This window comes from Micromonospora radicis (assembly GCF_003583405.1).
Taxonomy (GTDB): domain Bacteria; phylum Actinomycetota; class Actinomycetes; order Mycobacteriales; family Micromonosporaceae; genus Micromonospora; species Micromonospora radicis.
Map to the genome: position 1 here is coordinate 23405 of NZ_QXEC01000021.1, position 13686 is coordinate 37090.

The following is a 13686-nucleotide window of genomic DNA, read 5'->3' on the forward strand; positions in this document are numbered from 1 at the left end:
GTCGATGTCTGGAAGCTGAGAGTCTGCTGCCAGCGGACCACGGTGTGAGCAGCTGCGGTGACCGACGTAGGCTCTGGTTTGCGATCGGGCTCCGGTCGCGACGGCAGTGGGAAGGGACGGGCTTTCGATGGACGCCGGACTCAAGCGCGAGCTCGAAGCGAAGGTGTACGCGGGGGAGCGACTGACCCGGGAGGACGGGATCGCCCTCTACGCCAGTGACGATCTGACCTGGCTGGGTCGGCTGGCCCACCACAAGCGCACCGAACTCAACGGTGACCGGGTCATGTTCAACGTCAACCGGCACCTCAACCTGACCAACGTCTGCAGCGCGAGCTGCGCGTACTGCTCCTTCCAGCGCAAGCCGGGGGAGAAGGACGCGTACACGATGCGCATCGACGAGGCGGTCCGCAAGGCCAAGGAGATGGAGGACGAGCAGCTCACCGAGCTGCACATCGTCAACGGCCTGCACCCGACCCTGCCCTGGCGCTACTACCCGAAGGTGCTGCGCGAGCTGAAGGCGGCGCTGCCGAAGGTGAACCTCAAGGCGTTCACCGCCACCGAGGTCCAGTGGTTCGAGAAGATCAGCGGGCTGAGCGCCGACCAGATCCTGGACGAGCTGATGGACGCCGGCCTGGAGTCGCTGACCGGCGGCGGCGCGGAGATCTTCGACTGGGAGATCCGGCAGCACATCGTCGACCACGCCTGTCACTGGGAGGACTGGTCGCGGATCCACCGACTGGCCCACAGCAAGGGCATGAAGACCCCGTCGACCATGCTCTACGGGCACATCGAGGAGCCCCGGCACCGGGTCGACCACGTGCTGCGGCTGCGCGAGTTGCAGGACGAGACCGGCGGCTTCCAGGTGTTCATCCCGCTGCGGTACCAGCACGACTTCGTGGACTCGGCGGACGGCAAGATCCGTAACCGGATCCAGGCGCGGACCACCATGGCCTCGCCGGCCGAGTCGTTGAAGACCTTCGCGGTGTCCCGGCTGCTCTTCGACAACGTGCCGCACGTCAAGTGCTTCTGGGTGATGCACGGGCTCTCGGTAGCCCAGCTGTCGCTCAACTTCGGGGTGGACGACCTGGACGGTTCGGTCGTGGAATACAAGATCACTCACGACGCCGACTCGTACGGCACGCCGAACACCATGCACCGGGACGATCTGCTGCACCTGATCTGGGACGCCGGCTTCCGGCCGATGGAACGCAACACCCGCTACGAGGTGGTCCGCGAGTACGACGCCGCGCCGACGTTGGCGCAGCGCCGCGCCGAACCGCAGCAGGTGTGGGCCTGACCCGCCGCGTACCCTGACCCGACGATGGCCGAGCAGCAGAGCACCTTTCCCCGGCGCGACGACGACGGTCGCATCCTGACCCTGGGCGACCTGCTCGGTGTCGCGTTGGCCGGGGCGGTCATCGGGCTGCTGGTGCTGGTGCTCTTCGACGCGGCCTTCGCCTGGTTCGGTGCCGGTGACTTCGGTCAGGCCAACGGTTGGCTGGCGGTGATCCTGCCCGCCTGGCTGTTCTGGGAGGACTTCCGGGCCTGGGAGTTCGGCGCACCCCGGGTGGTGGCCGCGCTGGTCGCCGCCGCGGTGGCGATCGTCTCGGGGCTGCTGGTGGCGGGCGTCGCGGTCGGGCTGCCGCCGCTGCTGTCCGGCGCCCTGGCCGCGGTGACCTTCACCGTGGTGTACGCGGCGGTCTGGTTCCCCGGCGTCCGTTGGCTGGTCAACCGGACGAGCTGACATCGGTCGCTACCGAGAGCACCGCCGGTCGGCGGCGGGGAAGATGTGGCTACGTGAACGAGCGGAGTGAATCAACGTGAGTGCGGCGGTCAAGTACACGCTCGGCCGGATCGGGCTGTTCGTGATCGTGGTGGCTGCCCTCTGGCCGGTCAACATCGATCTCTTCCTGAAGTTGATCGTGGCGCTGCTGTTCTCCGCCGCCGCGTCGTTCTTCCTGCTCAAGGGCTGGCGGGACGAGATGGCCGAGGAGATGGCCGCCGCCGCCGAACGACGCCGTACGGAGAAGGAGCGGCTGCGTTCCGCCCTTGCCGGTGACGACCAGGCCGGTGACGACCAGGCGGGCGTCGACGGTGACGCTCAGGCGGGCGCCGACGGTGCCCCTCGGCCCGCCGACGGGAAGAACTGAGCATCGGCCGGTCTGGCGGCAAGCTTCGCGAAGTGCGGGTCGGAGGGAACATCCTGCCGGCGTGACGATCCGGCTGGGATGGACCGCGCAGCGACTGATATTGATATGACCATGTGACCGGTGGTGGGCTGGCCGCTACCGAGCGGGGGATCCCCGCGCCTCGAGGAGGTTGTCCATGGCCCTCCGTTCCATCCCTGTCCGCCGTGCACTGGCGCTCATCGTCGCCGCCGGGCTCGGCCTGCTCGCCGTCTCGGCCCCACCGGTCTCCGCCCGACCCGCACCCGACCGGGACGAGCAACCGGCCGCCGCGCCCTACCGGGTGCTCGGGCCGCGGACGGTCGACGACCGCACCGCGGTGGCCCGTACCGGCGCCTCGATCGACTACTCCGAGCACGGGGTGCTGCACGTCTCGGCCACCCGGGCCGAGGCCGCCGCCATCACCCGGCTCGGGTTCCAACTGGAACCGGTCGCCGCACCACCGACCGACCGGGGCCACGCCCACGACGAGATCGGCGCGTTGGCCTTCCCGCCGGCCGACGCCAACTACCACGACTACGCCGAGATGATCGCCGTGGTCAACCAGGTCGTCGCGGACCACCCGGCGATCGCTCGGAAGATCAGCATCGGCAGCTCGTACGAGGGTCGTGACCTGGTCGCGGTCAAGATCTCCGACAACGTCGGGGTCGACGAGAACGAGCCGGAGATCCTGTTCAACTCGCAGCAGCACGCCCGCGAGCACCTGACCGTCGAGATGGCGATCTACCTGCTCAACCTCTTCACCGACAACTACGGCTCCGACTCCCGGATCACCAACCTGGTCAACAACCGGGAGATCTGGATCGTGCCGTCGGTGAACCCGGACGGCAGCGAGTACGACATCGCCACCGGTTCCTACCGCTCGTGGCGCAAGAACCGCCAACCCAACAGCGGTTCGTCGTACGTCGGCACCGACCTCAACCGCAACTGGAGCTACAACTGGGGCTGCTGCGGCGGCTCGTCCGGCTCGACCTCCTCGGACACCTACCGGGGACCGTCGGCCTTCTCCGCCCCCGAGACGCAGGCGCTGCGTAACTTCGTCAACAGCCGGGTGGTCGGCGGGGTACAGCAGATCAAGGCCAACATCGACTTCCACACCTACTCCGAGCTGGTGCTCTGGCCGTACGGCTACACGTACAACAACACCGCCCCGGGGATGACCACCGACCAGTACAACACCTTCGCCACCATCGGCCAGCAGATGGCGGCCACCAACGGGTTCACCCCACAGCAGTCCAGTGACCTCTACATCACCGACGGCAGCAGCATCGACTGGATGTGGGCCACGCACGGCATCTGGGCGTACACCTTCGAGCTGTACCCGCGTTCCGCCTCCGGCGGCGGCTTCTACCCGCCCGACGAGGTCATCCCGCAGCAGACCTCGCGCAACCGCGAGGCGGTGCTCCTCCTGACCGAGTACGCCGACTGCCCGTACCGGGCGATCGGCAAGCAGTCGCAGTACTGCGGCAGCGGCGGTGGGACCACCGTCTGGTCGGACACCTTCGAGACCGCGACCGGCTGGACGATCAACCCCAACGGCACCGACACCGCGACCGCGGGCCAGTGGGAGCGGGGCGCCGCGCAGGCCACCAACTCCAGCGGCGCCAAGCAACTCGTCCCGTACGCCGGCAGCAACGACCTGGTGACCGGCCGGCTCGCCGGCAGCGCGGCGGGCGACCACGACGTCGACGGCGGCGTGACCAGCGCCCGCTCACCGGCGATCACGCTGCCGTCCAGCGGCACGTTGACGCTGTCGCTGGCCTGGTACCTGGCCCACGGCTCGAACTCGTCCTCGGCCGACTACTTCCGGGTCAGCGTGGTGCACAACGGCGGCACCACGGCACTGCTCACCCAGGCTGGCGCGGCCAGTAACCGCAACGGCGCCTGGACCCTGTCCAACCTCAACCTCACCCCGTACGCCGGACAGTCGGTCCGGATCCTGGTGGAGGCCGCGGACGTCGCCACCGCCAGCCTGGTCGAGGCGGCTGTGGACAACGTCACCATCACCGCCTCCTGAGCCGACGGGGCCCCGCCACACCCCCTCGCGCGGGGCCCCGTCCCAGGACCAACCGGGCAAACGCGCCTCGCTCCGCCCACCCGTGTGTCGGTCACCCGGCCAGGCCACCCCCCGGCTCACCGGGCCGACGTCGTGGCGTGCGCTACGGTCTTAGCGACCCGCCGCAGCGAAGCCGGTGCGAAACCGGCGCTGTCCCGCAACTGTGATGCCCCGCGAGGGGACGAGCCAGGTCGCCTGGGGCGCGGTCGCGATCCGCGCTCTCGAGGAAGGGCGCCTCGCGGACGGGTGCCACGGCTCCCTGTCGGCGAAGCACCGCACTCCTCGACCGACAGGAGGACCGATGTTCAGACGTACCCCCCGACTCTTCGCCGCCACCCTCGCGGTGGCCGCGCTCGCGCTCGGCGCCTGCGCCGAGAAGACCACCGACACCCCCGCCGCCAGCGGCGGCCCGACCGGCGGCGCCTTCCCCGTCACCGTCGGGTCGCTGACCCTGGAGCAGCGCCCGGAGAAGATCGTCTCGCTCTCCGCGACCGCCACCGAGATGCTCTACGCGGTCGGCGCCGGTCCGCAGGTGATCGCCGTGGACGACCAGTCCAACTACCCGGCGGACGCACCGAAGACCGATCTCTCCGGTTACCAGCCGAACGCCGAGGCGATCGCGGCGAAGGATCCCGACCTGGTGGTGCTCAGCGACGACCGCAACAAGATCGTCGACCAGTTGGGCGCGCTGAAGATCCCGGTGTACCTGACCCCGGCGGCGCAGACGCTCGACGACTCGTACCGGCAGATCACCGAGCTGGGCACGCTCACCGGCAACGCCACCGCGGGGGCGGACGTCGTCCAGCGGATGAAGGACGACATCGCGAAGATCACCGCCGAGGTGCCGCAGCGGGTGCAGGCACCCACCTACTTCCACGAGCTGGGCCCGGAGCTGTACACCGCCACCAGCAAGACCTTCATCGGTTCGATCTACACGCTGGCCGGCCTGGAGAACATCGCCGACGCGGCCGACGCCGACGGCAAGAGCGGCGGTTACCCGCAGCTCTCCCAGGAGGTCATCGTCGAGGCCAACCCGGACTTCGTCTTCCTCTCCGACGTCAAGTGCTGCCAGCAGAGCGCCGCCACGGTCAAGGCGCGCAGCGGCTGGTCCGGCATCGACGCGGTCCGCAACGAGCAGATCGTGGAACTCGACGACGACATCGCGTCCCGCTGGGGCCCGCGCGTGGTGGACCTGCTCCGCACCATCGTCGACGCCACGGCCAAGGCCGGCGAGTGACCGAGGCCCGGCGTTAACAGGGAACCCTTCCTATGCGTACGGCGTTGAGCAGGGGTTCTTCCGTGCCGCCGGCCGGGATGGACACCGCGTCCCGGCCGGCGGGCCTGCGTAAGCGCTGGCTCGCCGCCGGGGTGGGCGCCGTGCTGGTCGCGGTCCTGGCCGGTGTCTCGCTCGGCCCGGTCAGCCTGCCCCCGGGCAGCGTCGCGGTCGAACTGCTCAACCTGCTGCCCGGGGTGCGCCTGGACAGTGGGCTGTCCGAGCGGGAGATCGCCATCGTCACCGAACTCCGGCTGCCCCGGGTGGTGCTCGGCCTGCTGGTCGGTGGGCTGCTCGCCCTGGCCGGCGGCGCCTACCAGGGGGTGTTCCGCAACCCGCTGGCCGACCCGTACCTGTTGGGCGTGGCGGCGGGCGCCGGGCTGGCGGTCACCGTCGTGCTGACCCTCGGCGTCGGCGCGGGCGGGCCGCTGACCGGGCTGCCGGTCACCGTACCGCTGGCCGCGTTCGTCGGTTCGCTCGGCGCGGTCACCATGACGTACCTGCTCGGGGCGGCCGGTGGGCGTAGCCGCTCGCCGGCCACCCTGATCCTGGCCGGAGTGGCCGTCTCCGCCTTCCTCGCCGCCGGGCAGACGTACCTGCTGCAACGGCACGCGGAGAGCATCCAGTCGGTGTACTCCTGGCTGCTCGGCCGGCTGGCCACCGCCGGCTGGCAGGACGTCCGGCTGGTGCTGCCGTACTTCCTGGTCACCAGCCTGGTCGTGCTGCTGCACCGGCGGGAACTGGACGTGCTCTCGGTCGGGGACGACGAGGCGGCCAGCCTCGGCCTGCACCCGCAGCGGTCGCGGTACCTGCTGATCGCCGCGGCCTCGCTGGGCACCGCCGCCGCGGTCTCCGCCTCCGGCCTGATCGGCTTCGTCGGCATCATCGTGCCGCACCTGGTACGGATGCTCGCCGGATCGAGCTACCGGGTCATCCTGCCGTTGTCGCTGCTGTTCGGCGGCGCCTTCCTGGCCCTGACCGACGTGGTGGCGCGGACCGCCGCCGCACCGCAGGAGATTCCGATCGGGGTGGTCACCGCGCTGCTCGGCGGGCCGTTCTTCGTCCTGGTGCTGCGTACCGCCCGAAGGGTGCTGACATGACCCCACCCTCACAATCCTCCTCGCCCGACCCTCGCCCCGCCGGGCGGCCTGCCGTCGGGCCGGTTGCTGTCGGGCCGGCCGGGGTCGAGCCGATCGACGCCGGGCCGCCCGCGGTCGAGCTGCGGGATCTGCGGGTCAGGCTGGACGGGGTGCCCATCCTCGCCGGCATCGACCTGACCGTGCGGGCCGGCGAGTGGGTCACCGTGATCGGCCCGAACGGTGCCGGCAAGTCCACCCTGCTGCGTGCCGTCGGCGGTCTGCTGTCCACCTCGGACGCGGTCCGCCTCTTCGGTACGCCGCTGGGCGCGCTGCGCCGCCGGGAACGGGCCCGGGTGGTGGCCACCGTGGCCCAGTCCCCGGTCGTACCGCCCGGTATGGCGGTGCTCGACTACGTGCTGCTCGGCCGCAACCCGTACATCCCGCCGCTGGGCCGGGAGTCCGCAACGGACCTGGCCGTCGTACACGAGGTGCTGGACCGGCTGGACCTCACCGGCTTCGGTGCCCGGGAACTGGCCACCCTCTCCGGTGGTGAACGCCAGCGGGTCTTCCTGGCCCGGGCCCTCGCTCAGGGGGCCACTCTGCTGTTGCTCGACGAGCCCACCAGCGCCCTCGACATCGGACACCAGCAGGAGGTCTTCGAACTCGTCGACCAGTTGCGTCGTACGGAGGGCCTGACCGTGCTGGCCACCATGCACGACCTCTCCATCGCCGGCGAGTACGCCGACCGGATGGTGCTGCTCGCCGAGGGCCGGATAGTCGCCGCCGGCACCCCGGCGGAGGTGCTCACCGAGGAACTGTTGGCCCGCCACTACCGCGCCCACGTGAAGGTCATCCCCGGCCCCCACGGCCCCTTCGTCCTCCCCACCCGCCCCCACCACCCCTAACCAACCCCTCCCTACCCCCACGCGCCCTCGCCGCGGCCTCCCTCCCGCGCGACTTCCCCGCGGCCCCCTTCCCACAGATCTTGCACTTCTCGTCTCCGCATAAGGCGCAAAAACCGCATAGGGGCGACCGAAACCGCAAGATCGACGAGGCGGGGGCAGGGGCTGGGGTGGGGGGTGTTAGGGGGTTAGGGCGATCAGGGAGAAGAGGGCGCCGTTGGGGTCGCGGAGGGCGGTGATCCGGCCGGCGGGGATGTCGCGGGGTGGTACGAGGATGGTGCCGCCGAGTTCGGCGGCGCGCGCGGCCGTGGCGTCGGCGTCGGCGACGGAGAAGTAGAGCGTCCAGTAGGCGGGGGAATCGGCCGGGAACTCCTCGCCGAGCGGGGGCATCATCCCGGCCACCATCCGGTCGCCGAGCCGCCATCCGGTGTACGCGGCCTGCCCCATCGGTTCCTCCTCGGGCTGCCACCCGAAGACGAGTTCGTAGAAGACGCGGGCGCCGTCGGGATCGGGTGTCACCAGTTCCGTCCAGCTCATCGAGCCCGGCACGTCGAACACCTCTGCCCCAGCGAACGCCATCGGTTGCCAGACGCTGAACGCGGCACCGGCCGGGTCGGTGAAGACCGCCATCCGGCCCCGGTCGAAGACCTCGAACGGTGGCACCACCACCTGCCCACCGGCCCGCCGCACCCGGCCGGCGACCAGGTCGGCGTCGTCGGTGGCGACATAGGTGGACCAGATCGGCACCTGGTCCGGCACGGCCGGCGGTCCCACGCCGGCCACCGGACGCCCGTCGAGCAGGAAGACGGTGTAGCCGCCCGCCTCCGGCTCGGGTTCGACCCGGCCGGTCCAGCCGAACAGTTCGGGATAGAACCGGCGGGCCGCGTCGAGCCCCGGCGTGGCCAGGTCGGCCCAGCACGGGGTGCCCGGTGGGATGTCGACCACGGCTGCCCCTCTCGGCCGGCGGAGGCGACCGCCGACCGGCCGCCCTCTTCGGCATCGTGGCACCGTCGCCCCGCCCTCCGGGGCGGATTCCGGGCGAACGTCAGCTGAACCGGCGACCCTCGTCCCGGCGGTACGCCCAACCGGCCAGCGCGGCCAGCACCACCACCCAGACACCGAGCATGACCAGCGACAACGGGTTGACCGAGTAGCCGCCGACCGCCGCCCACATCAGCTCCACCGCGCCGCGGGTCGGCAGGTACGGCGCGATCGCCTCGATGAAGCCGGGTGCCTGGTCGGGGGCGGAGAGCAGCCCGCCGCCGAAGGCGAGTGGGAAGAAGACGAGTTGGGCCACCACGATCGCCGCCTTGCTCGGCAGCGCGTACCCGATGGCCAACCCCATCAGCGTGAACGGCACCGAGATGACCGTCACGGTCGCCAGGGCCAGCAGGAACGCGGCGGGTTCGATCCGCGCGCTGGTCAGCGTCGCCGCGATCACCACGAGGGGGATCAGCGAGAGGTAGCTGACGGCCAGTCCGGCCAGGATCCGGCCGGCGAAACGCGGCGCCGACCCGGCCGGCAGGGTCCGGGTGTACGGGTTCCACGGCTGGGCGCGGTCCTCGGCGACGCCCACGCCGTACTGGAAGATGTTGGCGCTCATCACGGAGAAGGTGACCATCGCGGCGGTGGCGAAGGTGGCGCCCTGCGGGTCCTTCCCGGCGAACGGCACCACGAAGAAGAGCATCGCGGCGGCCGGGAAGAACGCGCTGCCGAAGATCGCGACCGGGATCCGGACGGTCTCCAGCAGCTGGTAACGCGCGTGTACCAGGGCGAGTTGCACGGCGATCTCCTAGGCCGATACCGGCTGGGTGGCGGAGGTGATGGCGAGGAACGCCTCCTCCAGCGAGGTGGGGCGCACCTCCAGGTCACGGAAGTCGACCCCGGTGGTGACCAGGTCACGCACCAACTGGTCGGCGTCGGCGGTGAGCAGGTGGGTCCGACCGTCGTCGGTCCGCTCGGTGCGGACCACTCCGGGCAGCGCCGGCAGCACGTCGGCGGTCAGGCTCACCCGGCGTACGCCGACCACCGCCCGGACCGCCTCGACGCTGTCGTCGGCGAGCACCCGGCCCTTCCCGATCACCACCACCCGCTGCGCCAACGCCTCCACCTCCTCCAGGTAGTGGCTGCTCAGCAGCACCGTGCCACCGTCGGCGTGGAATGCGCGGATCGCCTCCCAGAGGGTGTGTCGGGCCTCCACGTCCAGCCCGGTGGTCGGCTCGTCGAGAACCACCAGCCGGGGCCGGCCTACGAACGCGAGCGCCACCGCGAGCCGCCGCTTCTGCCCGCCGGAGAGTCCGCCGCACTGCCGGCGGGTCTGCTCGGTGAGGCCGAACCGGTCGAGCAGTTCGGCGCGCGGGACCGGATCGGGATAGTGGGCGGAGACGAAGTCCACCACCTCGCCGACCCGCAACGAGCCGGGTAGCCCGGTCTCCTGCGGCGTCACCCCGAGCTGCCGCCGGGCCGCCGGGGTACGCGGGTCACCGCCGAACAGCTCGACCCGGCCGGAGCTGGGGCGGCGCAACCCGACCAGCAGGTTGAGCAGGGTGCTCTTGCCAGCCCCGTTGGGCCCCAGCAGGCCGACCAGTTCACCGGCCCGAACGTCGAGGTCGACCTGGTCCAGGGCGAGGATGTCGCCGTACCGCCGGCTGACCCGTTCGGCGCGGGTGAGATTCACGCGATGACTCCCTTCACGTACGGCTCCGGTCTAGCGCACCCGCGCAACTCGACGGTCAGCCGAGGGGCGCCGGCAGCGGTGCGGCGTGCAGCACCGACAGCCGGGAGACCGCCCGGGTGAGCACCACGTACAACCGGTTCAGCCCGCGCGGCTCGGCCGCCACGATGGCGGCCGGTTCGGTGACGATCACGTGGTCGTACTCCAGGCCCTTGACCATGCTGGCGGGCATCACGGTGACCCGCGCACCGGCGGCCGGGTCGGCGGCGGTCGCGGTCTGGACCCCCGCGGCGGCCAGCGCGGCGCGTAGCCCGTCCACCCCGTCGTCGGCGGCGATCACCGCGATCGACCCCTCGTGTGCGAGCGCCGCGCGCACCTCGGCCACCGTCGCGGCGGGAAGATCGGTCACGGTACGCACCTCCAGCGCGCCGTCGCGGCGCAGCGACTCGGCCGGCGGTACGTCCACGGCCAGCGCCGGCAGCAGCCGGTTGGCGAAGGCGAGCACGTCGGCCGGTACCCGGAAGCCGATCGTCAACGGCACCACCGTCGCGTCCGGCTTGCCGAGGTGCCGCAGGGTCTCCCGCCAGTCGGTGGCGGCCCACGGCGCGGTCGCCTGGGCCAGGTCGCCGAGGAGGGTGAGTGAGCCGTGCTCGCTGCGGCGGGCGATCACCCGGCACTGCATCGCCGAGAGGTCCTGCGCCTCGTCGACCACCACGTGCCCGTAGCCGCCCGGACGCTCGATCAGCCCGGCCGCCTCGTCGATCAGTACGGCGTCGGCGGCGGTCCACCGGGTCGCCTTCGGGGTGCGGCCCAGCTTCGTGCCGACCCGCTCGCCGGTGAGCAGGGCCTGTTCGGCGGGGGCGAGCAGGCCGTCGGCTGCGTCGGCGAGCCGGGCCGGGTCGGCGAGCAGCGTGTGTACCAGCCCCTCCGGGGTGAGCGCCGGCCAGACCGTGTCCAGGAACTCGGTCACCGGCTTCGCCCGGCCCATCCGGCGCAGCCAGGCGTCGCCCGGCGACTCCGCCCGCCGGGCTTCGGCCTGCCGTTGCAGCAGGCCGACCACCCGGGCCCGGACCCGTTCCCGGCCCAGGGCGTACGGCAACCGCTCGGCGCGGGTCTCCCGGACCAGCCGGTGCAGCGGCTCCAGCCCGATCCGCCAACGGAACGAGCCGTCGGAGACGACGATCGGTTCGGTCGGCTCGCCCACGTACGCCTCGCTCGCCCGGCGCAGCACCTCGGCCAGCCGCGCGTCGTGCTTGAGCGTCGCCACGGCCGACGGGTCCACCGCCCGGATCGGCACCCGGTCGACCAGGTCCTCGACGGTGGCCTGCTCGACCTCCACCTCGCCGAGGGCGGGCAGCACCGCCGCGATGTAGCCCAGGAACGCCCGGTTCGGACCCACGACCAGCACCTTCGACCGGCGTAGCCGCTCCCGGTGCAGGTAGAGCAGGTACGCGGCCCGGTGCAGTCCGACCGCCGTCTTCCCGGTGCCCGGGGCGCCCTGCACGCAGATCGAGTCGGCCAGGTCGGCGCGGACCAGTTCGTCCTGTTCGGGCTGGATGGTGGCGACGATGTCGCGCATCGGCCCGACCCGGGGACGTTCGATCTCGGCGGTGAGGATCCGGCTGGTCGTGCCGAGTTCCTCGCCCCGGTCCAGGTGCTCGTCCTCGAAGCTGGTCAGTACGCCGTTGTCGAAGCCGAACCGGCGGCGCACCGCCAGCCCCTGCGGTTCCCGGGCGCTGGCCCGGTAGAACGACCGGGACACCGGCGCCCGCCAGTCGAGCACCAGCGGTTCACCCTGCTCGTCGGTGACGTGCCGGCGGCCGACGTGGTAGCGCCGTCCGGCGTGGTCGGCGTCGGACGCGCCGAAGTCGAGCCGACCGAAGAACAGTGGGGTGCGCGGGTCGTCGGCCAGTTCGGCGACCCGCCGGGCCAGGTGCCGGCCGAGCTGTTCGGCGGTGTACGCGTCCCCGGCGACCTTGTCGCCGGTGGCGAAGAGCGCCTCGGCGCGTTCCCGCATCCGGGCCAGGGCGGCCCGGGAATCGGACAGGTGTGCCCGCTCGCCGGCCAACTCGTCGTCGAGGTCGGCCGGGCGAGGGTTCGGGGCTGCTGGCAGTTGTTGGGCGTGCAGGCTCATCCACGTACTCCTTGAACGGGAAGAAGGCTGCCGCTCGCGTTTCCGACTGGTCGGCCGGCGCGGGGACGTCCGCTCCGGTGCTACTCACCGCGGCCGTCAGGCGGGACGGAAAGCCTACTCCGTGGTGGACCGGTGGCAACCTGTTTTCCGCACCGGTGCGTGGCGGCCCGGCGTACCCCGCGGTGCCTGGATCTTCGGCCGCCCCGCGCGACGTCCACCGACGAAGCCAGCCTGGTCCGGTGCGGGTCCGTCCCTGCCGAGCGGCTGCCGACCGTCGGCTGCGGGCTGGCCGGACTGCGGGTGCGGGGTTGGCCACTTCCGGGCCGGCCCGCTGCGCCGGGCGGTGCCGGCGGGGATACGGTCGGGGCATGGTCGAGCGCGTCGCCCGCCCGCGGGTCGGGCACATCCAGTTCCTCAACTGCCTACCGATCTACTGGGGGCTGATGCGCTCCGGTGCGCTGCTCGACTTCGACCTGCACAAGGACACCCCCGACCGGCTCAACGCCGCCCTGGTCGCCGGTGACCTGGACATCGGTCCCATCTCCCTGGTCGAGTACCTGCGGCACGCCGACGAACTGCTGCTCCTGCCGGATCTGGCGGTCGGCAGCGACGGGCCGGTGCTCTCGGTCAACCTGGTCAGCACCCGACCGCTGACCGAACTCGACGGCGCCCGGGTGGCCCTCGGCTCCACCTCCCGCACCGGCGTGCTGCTCGCCCAGGTGCTGCTGCGCGAGCGGTACGGCGTGCAGCCGGAGTACTTCCGCTGCCCGCCCGATCTGACGCAGATGCTGCTGGAGGCGGATGCCGCGGTGCTGATCGGCGACGTGGCCCTGCGCGCCCTGTACGAGGCGCCCGGCCGCGGCCTGACGGTGACCGACCTCGGTCAGGCATGGCGGGAGTGGACCGGCCTGCCGATGGTCTTCGCCGTCTGGGCGGCCCGCCGCGACTTCGCCGCCGCCCACCCGGGCCTGGTCAAGGAGGTGCACGAGGCGTTCCTGCGCTCCCGTGACCTGTGCCTGGCCGAACTCGACCAGGTGGTCGAGTCGGCGGCGCGTTGGGAGCCCTTCGACGCGGCCACCCTGGCCTCCTACTACCAGGCGCTGGACTTCTCGCTCGGCGACCGCCAGGTCGCCGGCCTGCGCGAGTTCGCCCGCCGGGCCGCCGCCCTCGGTGAGGCTCCCGCCCTGCCCGCCGCCGGCCCCACCTTCTTCACTCGCTGACGGCAGGCGTCCGCTGGCCGCCCGTCGTCGCGGTCACCCGGTCCGCGTCGCTGTCGACCACCCCTGCCGGCGCCGCTGGCCAGGGCGCGGGCGTGCGCGCTCGATCCAGGATCGAGTGGCCTCAACCACCTGACGAAGGCACTCGATCCCGGATCGAGCGTG

Annotated in this window: 12 protein-coding genes and 1 riboswitch; of the genes, 8 read left to right on the top strand and 4 right to left on the bottom strand. The window is 71.8% G+C overall.

Annotated elements, in window-relative coordinates; translation table 11 throughout:
* Positions 1–127 precede the first annotated feature (127 nt).
* From mqnE to D2L64_RS20125, 7 genes are all read left to right on the top strand, one after another.
* Entirely contained in the window at positions 128–1297 is a 1170-nt protein-coding gene (gene mqnE, locus D2L64_RS20095; RefSeq protein ID WP_119578762.1) for an aminofutalosine synthase MqnE, read from the top strand.
* A 24-nt stretch (positions 1298–1321) separates the two neighbouring features.
* A complete protein-coding gene (locus tag D2L64_RS20100; RefSeq protein ID WP_119578763.1) occupies positions 1322–1744 on the top strand; it encodes a hypothetical protein in 423 nt (140 codons plus the stop codon).
* A 76-nt stretch (positions 1745–1820) separates the two neighbouring features.
* Entirely contained in the window at positions 1821–2150 is a 330-nt protein-coding gene (locus D2L64_RS20105) for a DUF4229 domain-containing protein (protein WP_233559056.1), read from the top strand.
* Positions 2151–2325: 175 nt separating this feature from the next.
* On the top strand, positions 2326–4203 hold the full coding sequence (locus D2L64_RS20110) for a M14 family zinc carboxypeptidase (RefSeq protein ID WP_119578764.1): 1878 nt from the start codon (positions 2326–2328) through the stop codon (positions 4201–4203).
* A gap of 171 nt (positions 4204–4374) precedes the next feature.
* Positions 4375–4433, top strand: a riboswitch (cobalamin riboswitch).
* Between the two features lie 110 nt (positions 4434–4543).
* Positions 4544–5479, top strand: coding sequence for an ABC transporter substrate-binding protein (locus D2L64_RS20115; protein WP_119578765.1), 936 nt, complete (start codon positions 4544–4546; stop codon positions 5477–5479).
* Positions 5480–5511: 32 nt separating this feature from the next.
* Complete coding sequence (locus tag D2L64_RS20120) at positions 5512–6615, top strand: FecCD family ABC transporter permease (RefSeq protein ID WP_119578766.1); 1104 nt, start codon at positions 5512–5514, stop codon at positions 6613–6615.
* The gene (locus D2L64_RS20125) at positions 6612–7499 is read left to right on the top strand and encodes an ABC transporter ATP-binding protein (RefSeq protein WP_119578767.1); all 888 of its coding nucleotides are present in this window, start codon (positions 6612–6614) and stop codon (positions 7497–7499) included. Before D2L64_RS20120 ends, D2L64_RS20125 begins: the two co-directional genes overlap by 4 nt.
* 177 nt (positions 7500–7676) lie before the next feature.
* Here D2L64_RS20125 and D2L64_RS20130 read toward each other — a convergent pair whose 3' ends face one another.
* From D2L64_RS20130 to D2L64_RS20145, 4 genes are all read right to left on the bottom strand, one after another.
* Positions 7677–8441 carry a VOC family protein gene (locus tag D2L64_RS20130; protein WP_119578768.1) on the bottom strand — a complete coding sequence of 255 codons (765 nt, stop codon included), beginning with the start codon at positions 8439–8441 and terminating at the stop codon, positions 7677–7679.
* Between the two features lie 100 nt (positions 8442–8541).
* Positions 8542–9279: an ABC transporter permease gene (locus tag D2L64_RS20135; protein WP_119578769.1), complete on the bottom strand. Its 738-nt coding sequence runs from the start codon at positions 9277–9279 to the stop codon at positions 8542–8544.
* A gap of 9 nt (positions 9280–9288) precedes the next feature.
* On the bottom strand, positions 9289–10173 hold the full coding sequence (locus tag D2L64_RS20140) for an ABC transporter ATP-binding protein (protein ID WP_119578770.1): 885 nt from the start codon (positions 10171–10173) through the stop codon (positions 9289–9291).
* A 55-nt stretch (positions 10174–10228) separates the two neighbouring features.
* Positions 10229–12304 (bottom strand): HelD family protein, encoded by a 2076-nt coding sequence (locus D2L64_RS20145; protein WP_119578771.1) that lies wholly within the window; start codon positions 12302–12304, stop codon positions 10229–10231.
* A 368-nt stretch (positions 12305–12672) separates the two neighbouring features.
* Between D2L64_RS20145 and D2L64_RS20150 the strand changes: the two genes are divergently transcribed.
* Entirely contained in the window at positions 12673–13524 is an 852-nt protein-coding gene (locus tag D2L64_RS20150) for a menaquinone biosynthetic enzyme MqnA/MqnD family protein (RefSeq protein ID WP_119578772.1), read from the top strand.
* Positions 13525–13686: the final 162 nt, after the last annotated feature.

Bases quoted from the DNA above. Each gene is read 5' to 3' on its own strand.
- mqnE (WP_119578762.1), top strand. From the start codon at position 128: ATGGACGCCGGACTCAAGCGCGAGCTCGAAGCGAAGGTGTACGCGGGG.
- D2L64_RS20150 (WP_119578772.1), top strand. From the start codon at position 12,673: ATGGTCGAGCGCGTCGCCCGCCCGCGGGTCGGGCACATCCAGTTCCTC.
- D2L64_RS20110 (WP_119578764.1), top strand. From the start codon at position 2,326: ATGGCCCTCCGTTCCATCCCTGTCCGCCGTGCACTGGCGCTCATCGTC.
- D2L64_RS20145 (WP_119578771.1), bottom strand. From the start codon at position 12,304: ATGAGCCTGCACGCCCAACAACTGCCAGCAGCCCCGAACCCTCGCCCG.
- D2L64_RS20125 (WP_119578767.1), top strand. From the start codon at position 6,612: ATGACCCCACCCTCACAATCCTCCTCGCCCGACCCTCGCCCCGCCGGG.
- D2L64_RS20115 (WP_119578765.1), top strand. From the start codon at position 4,544: ATGTTCAGACGTACCCCCCGACTCTTCGCCGCCACCCTCGCGGTGGCC.
- D2L64_RS20100 (WP_119578763.1), top strand. From the start codon at position 1,322: ATGGCCGAGCAGCAGAGCACCTTTCCCCGGCGCGACGACGACGGTCGC.
- D2L64_RS20120 (WP_119578766.1), top strand. From the start codon at position 5,512: ATGCGTACGGCGTTGAGCAGGGGTTCTTCCGTGCCGCCGGCCGGGATG.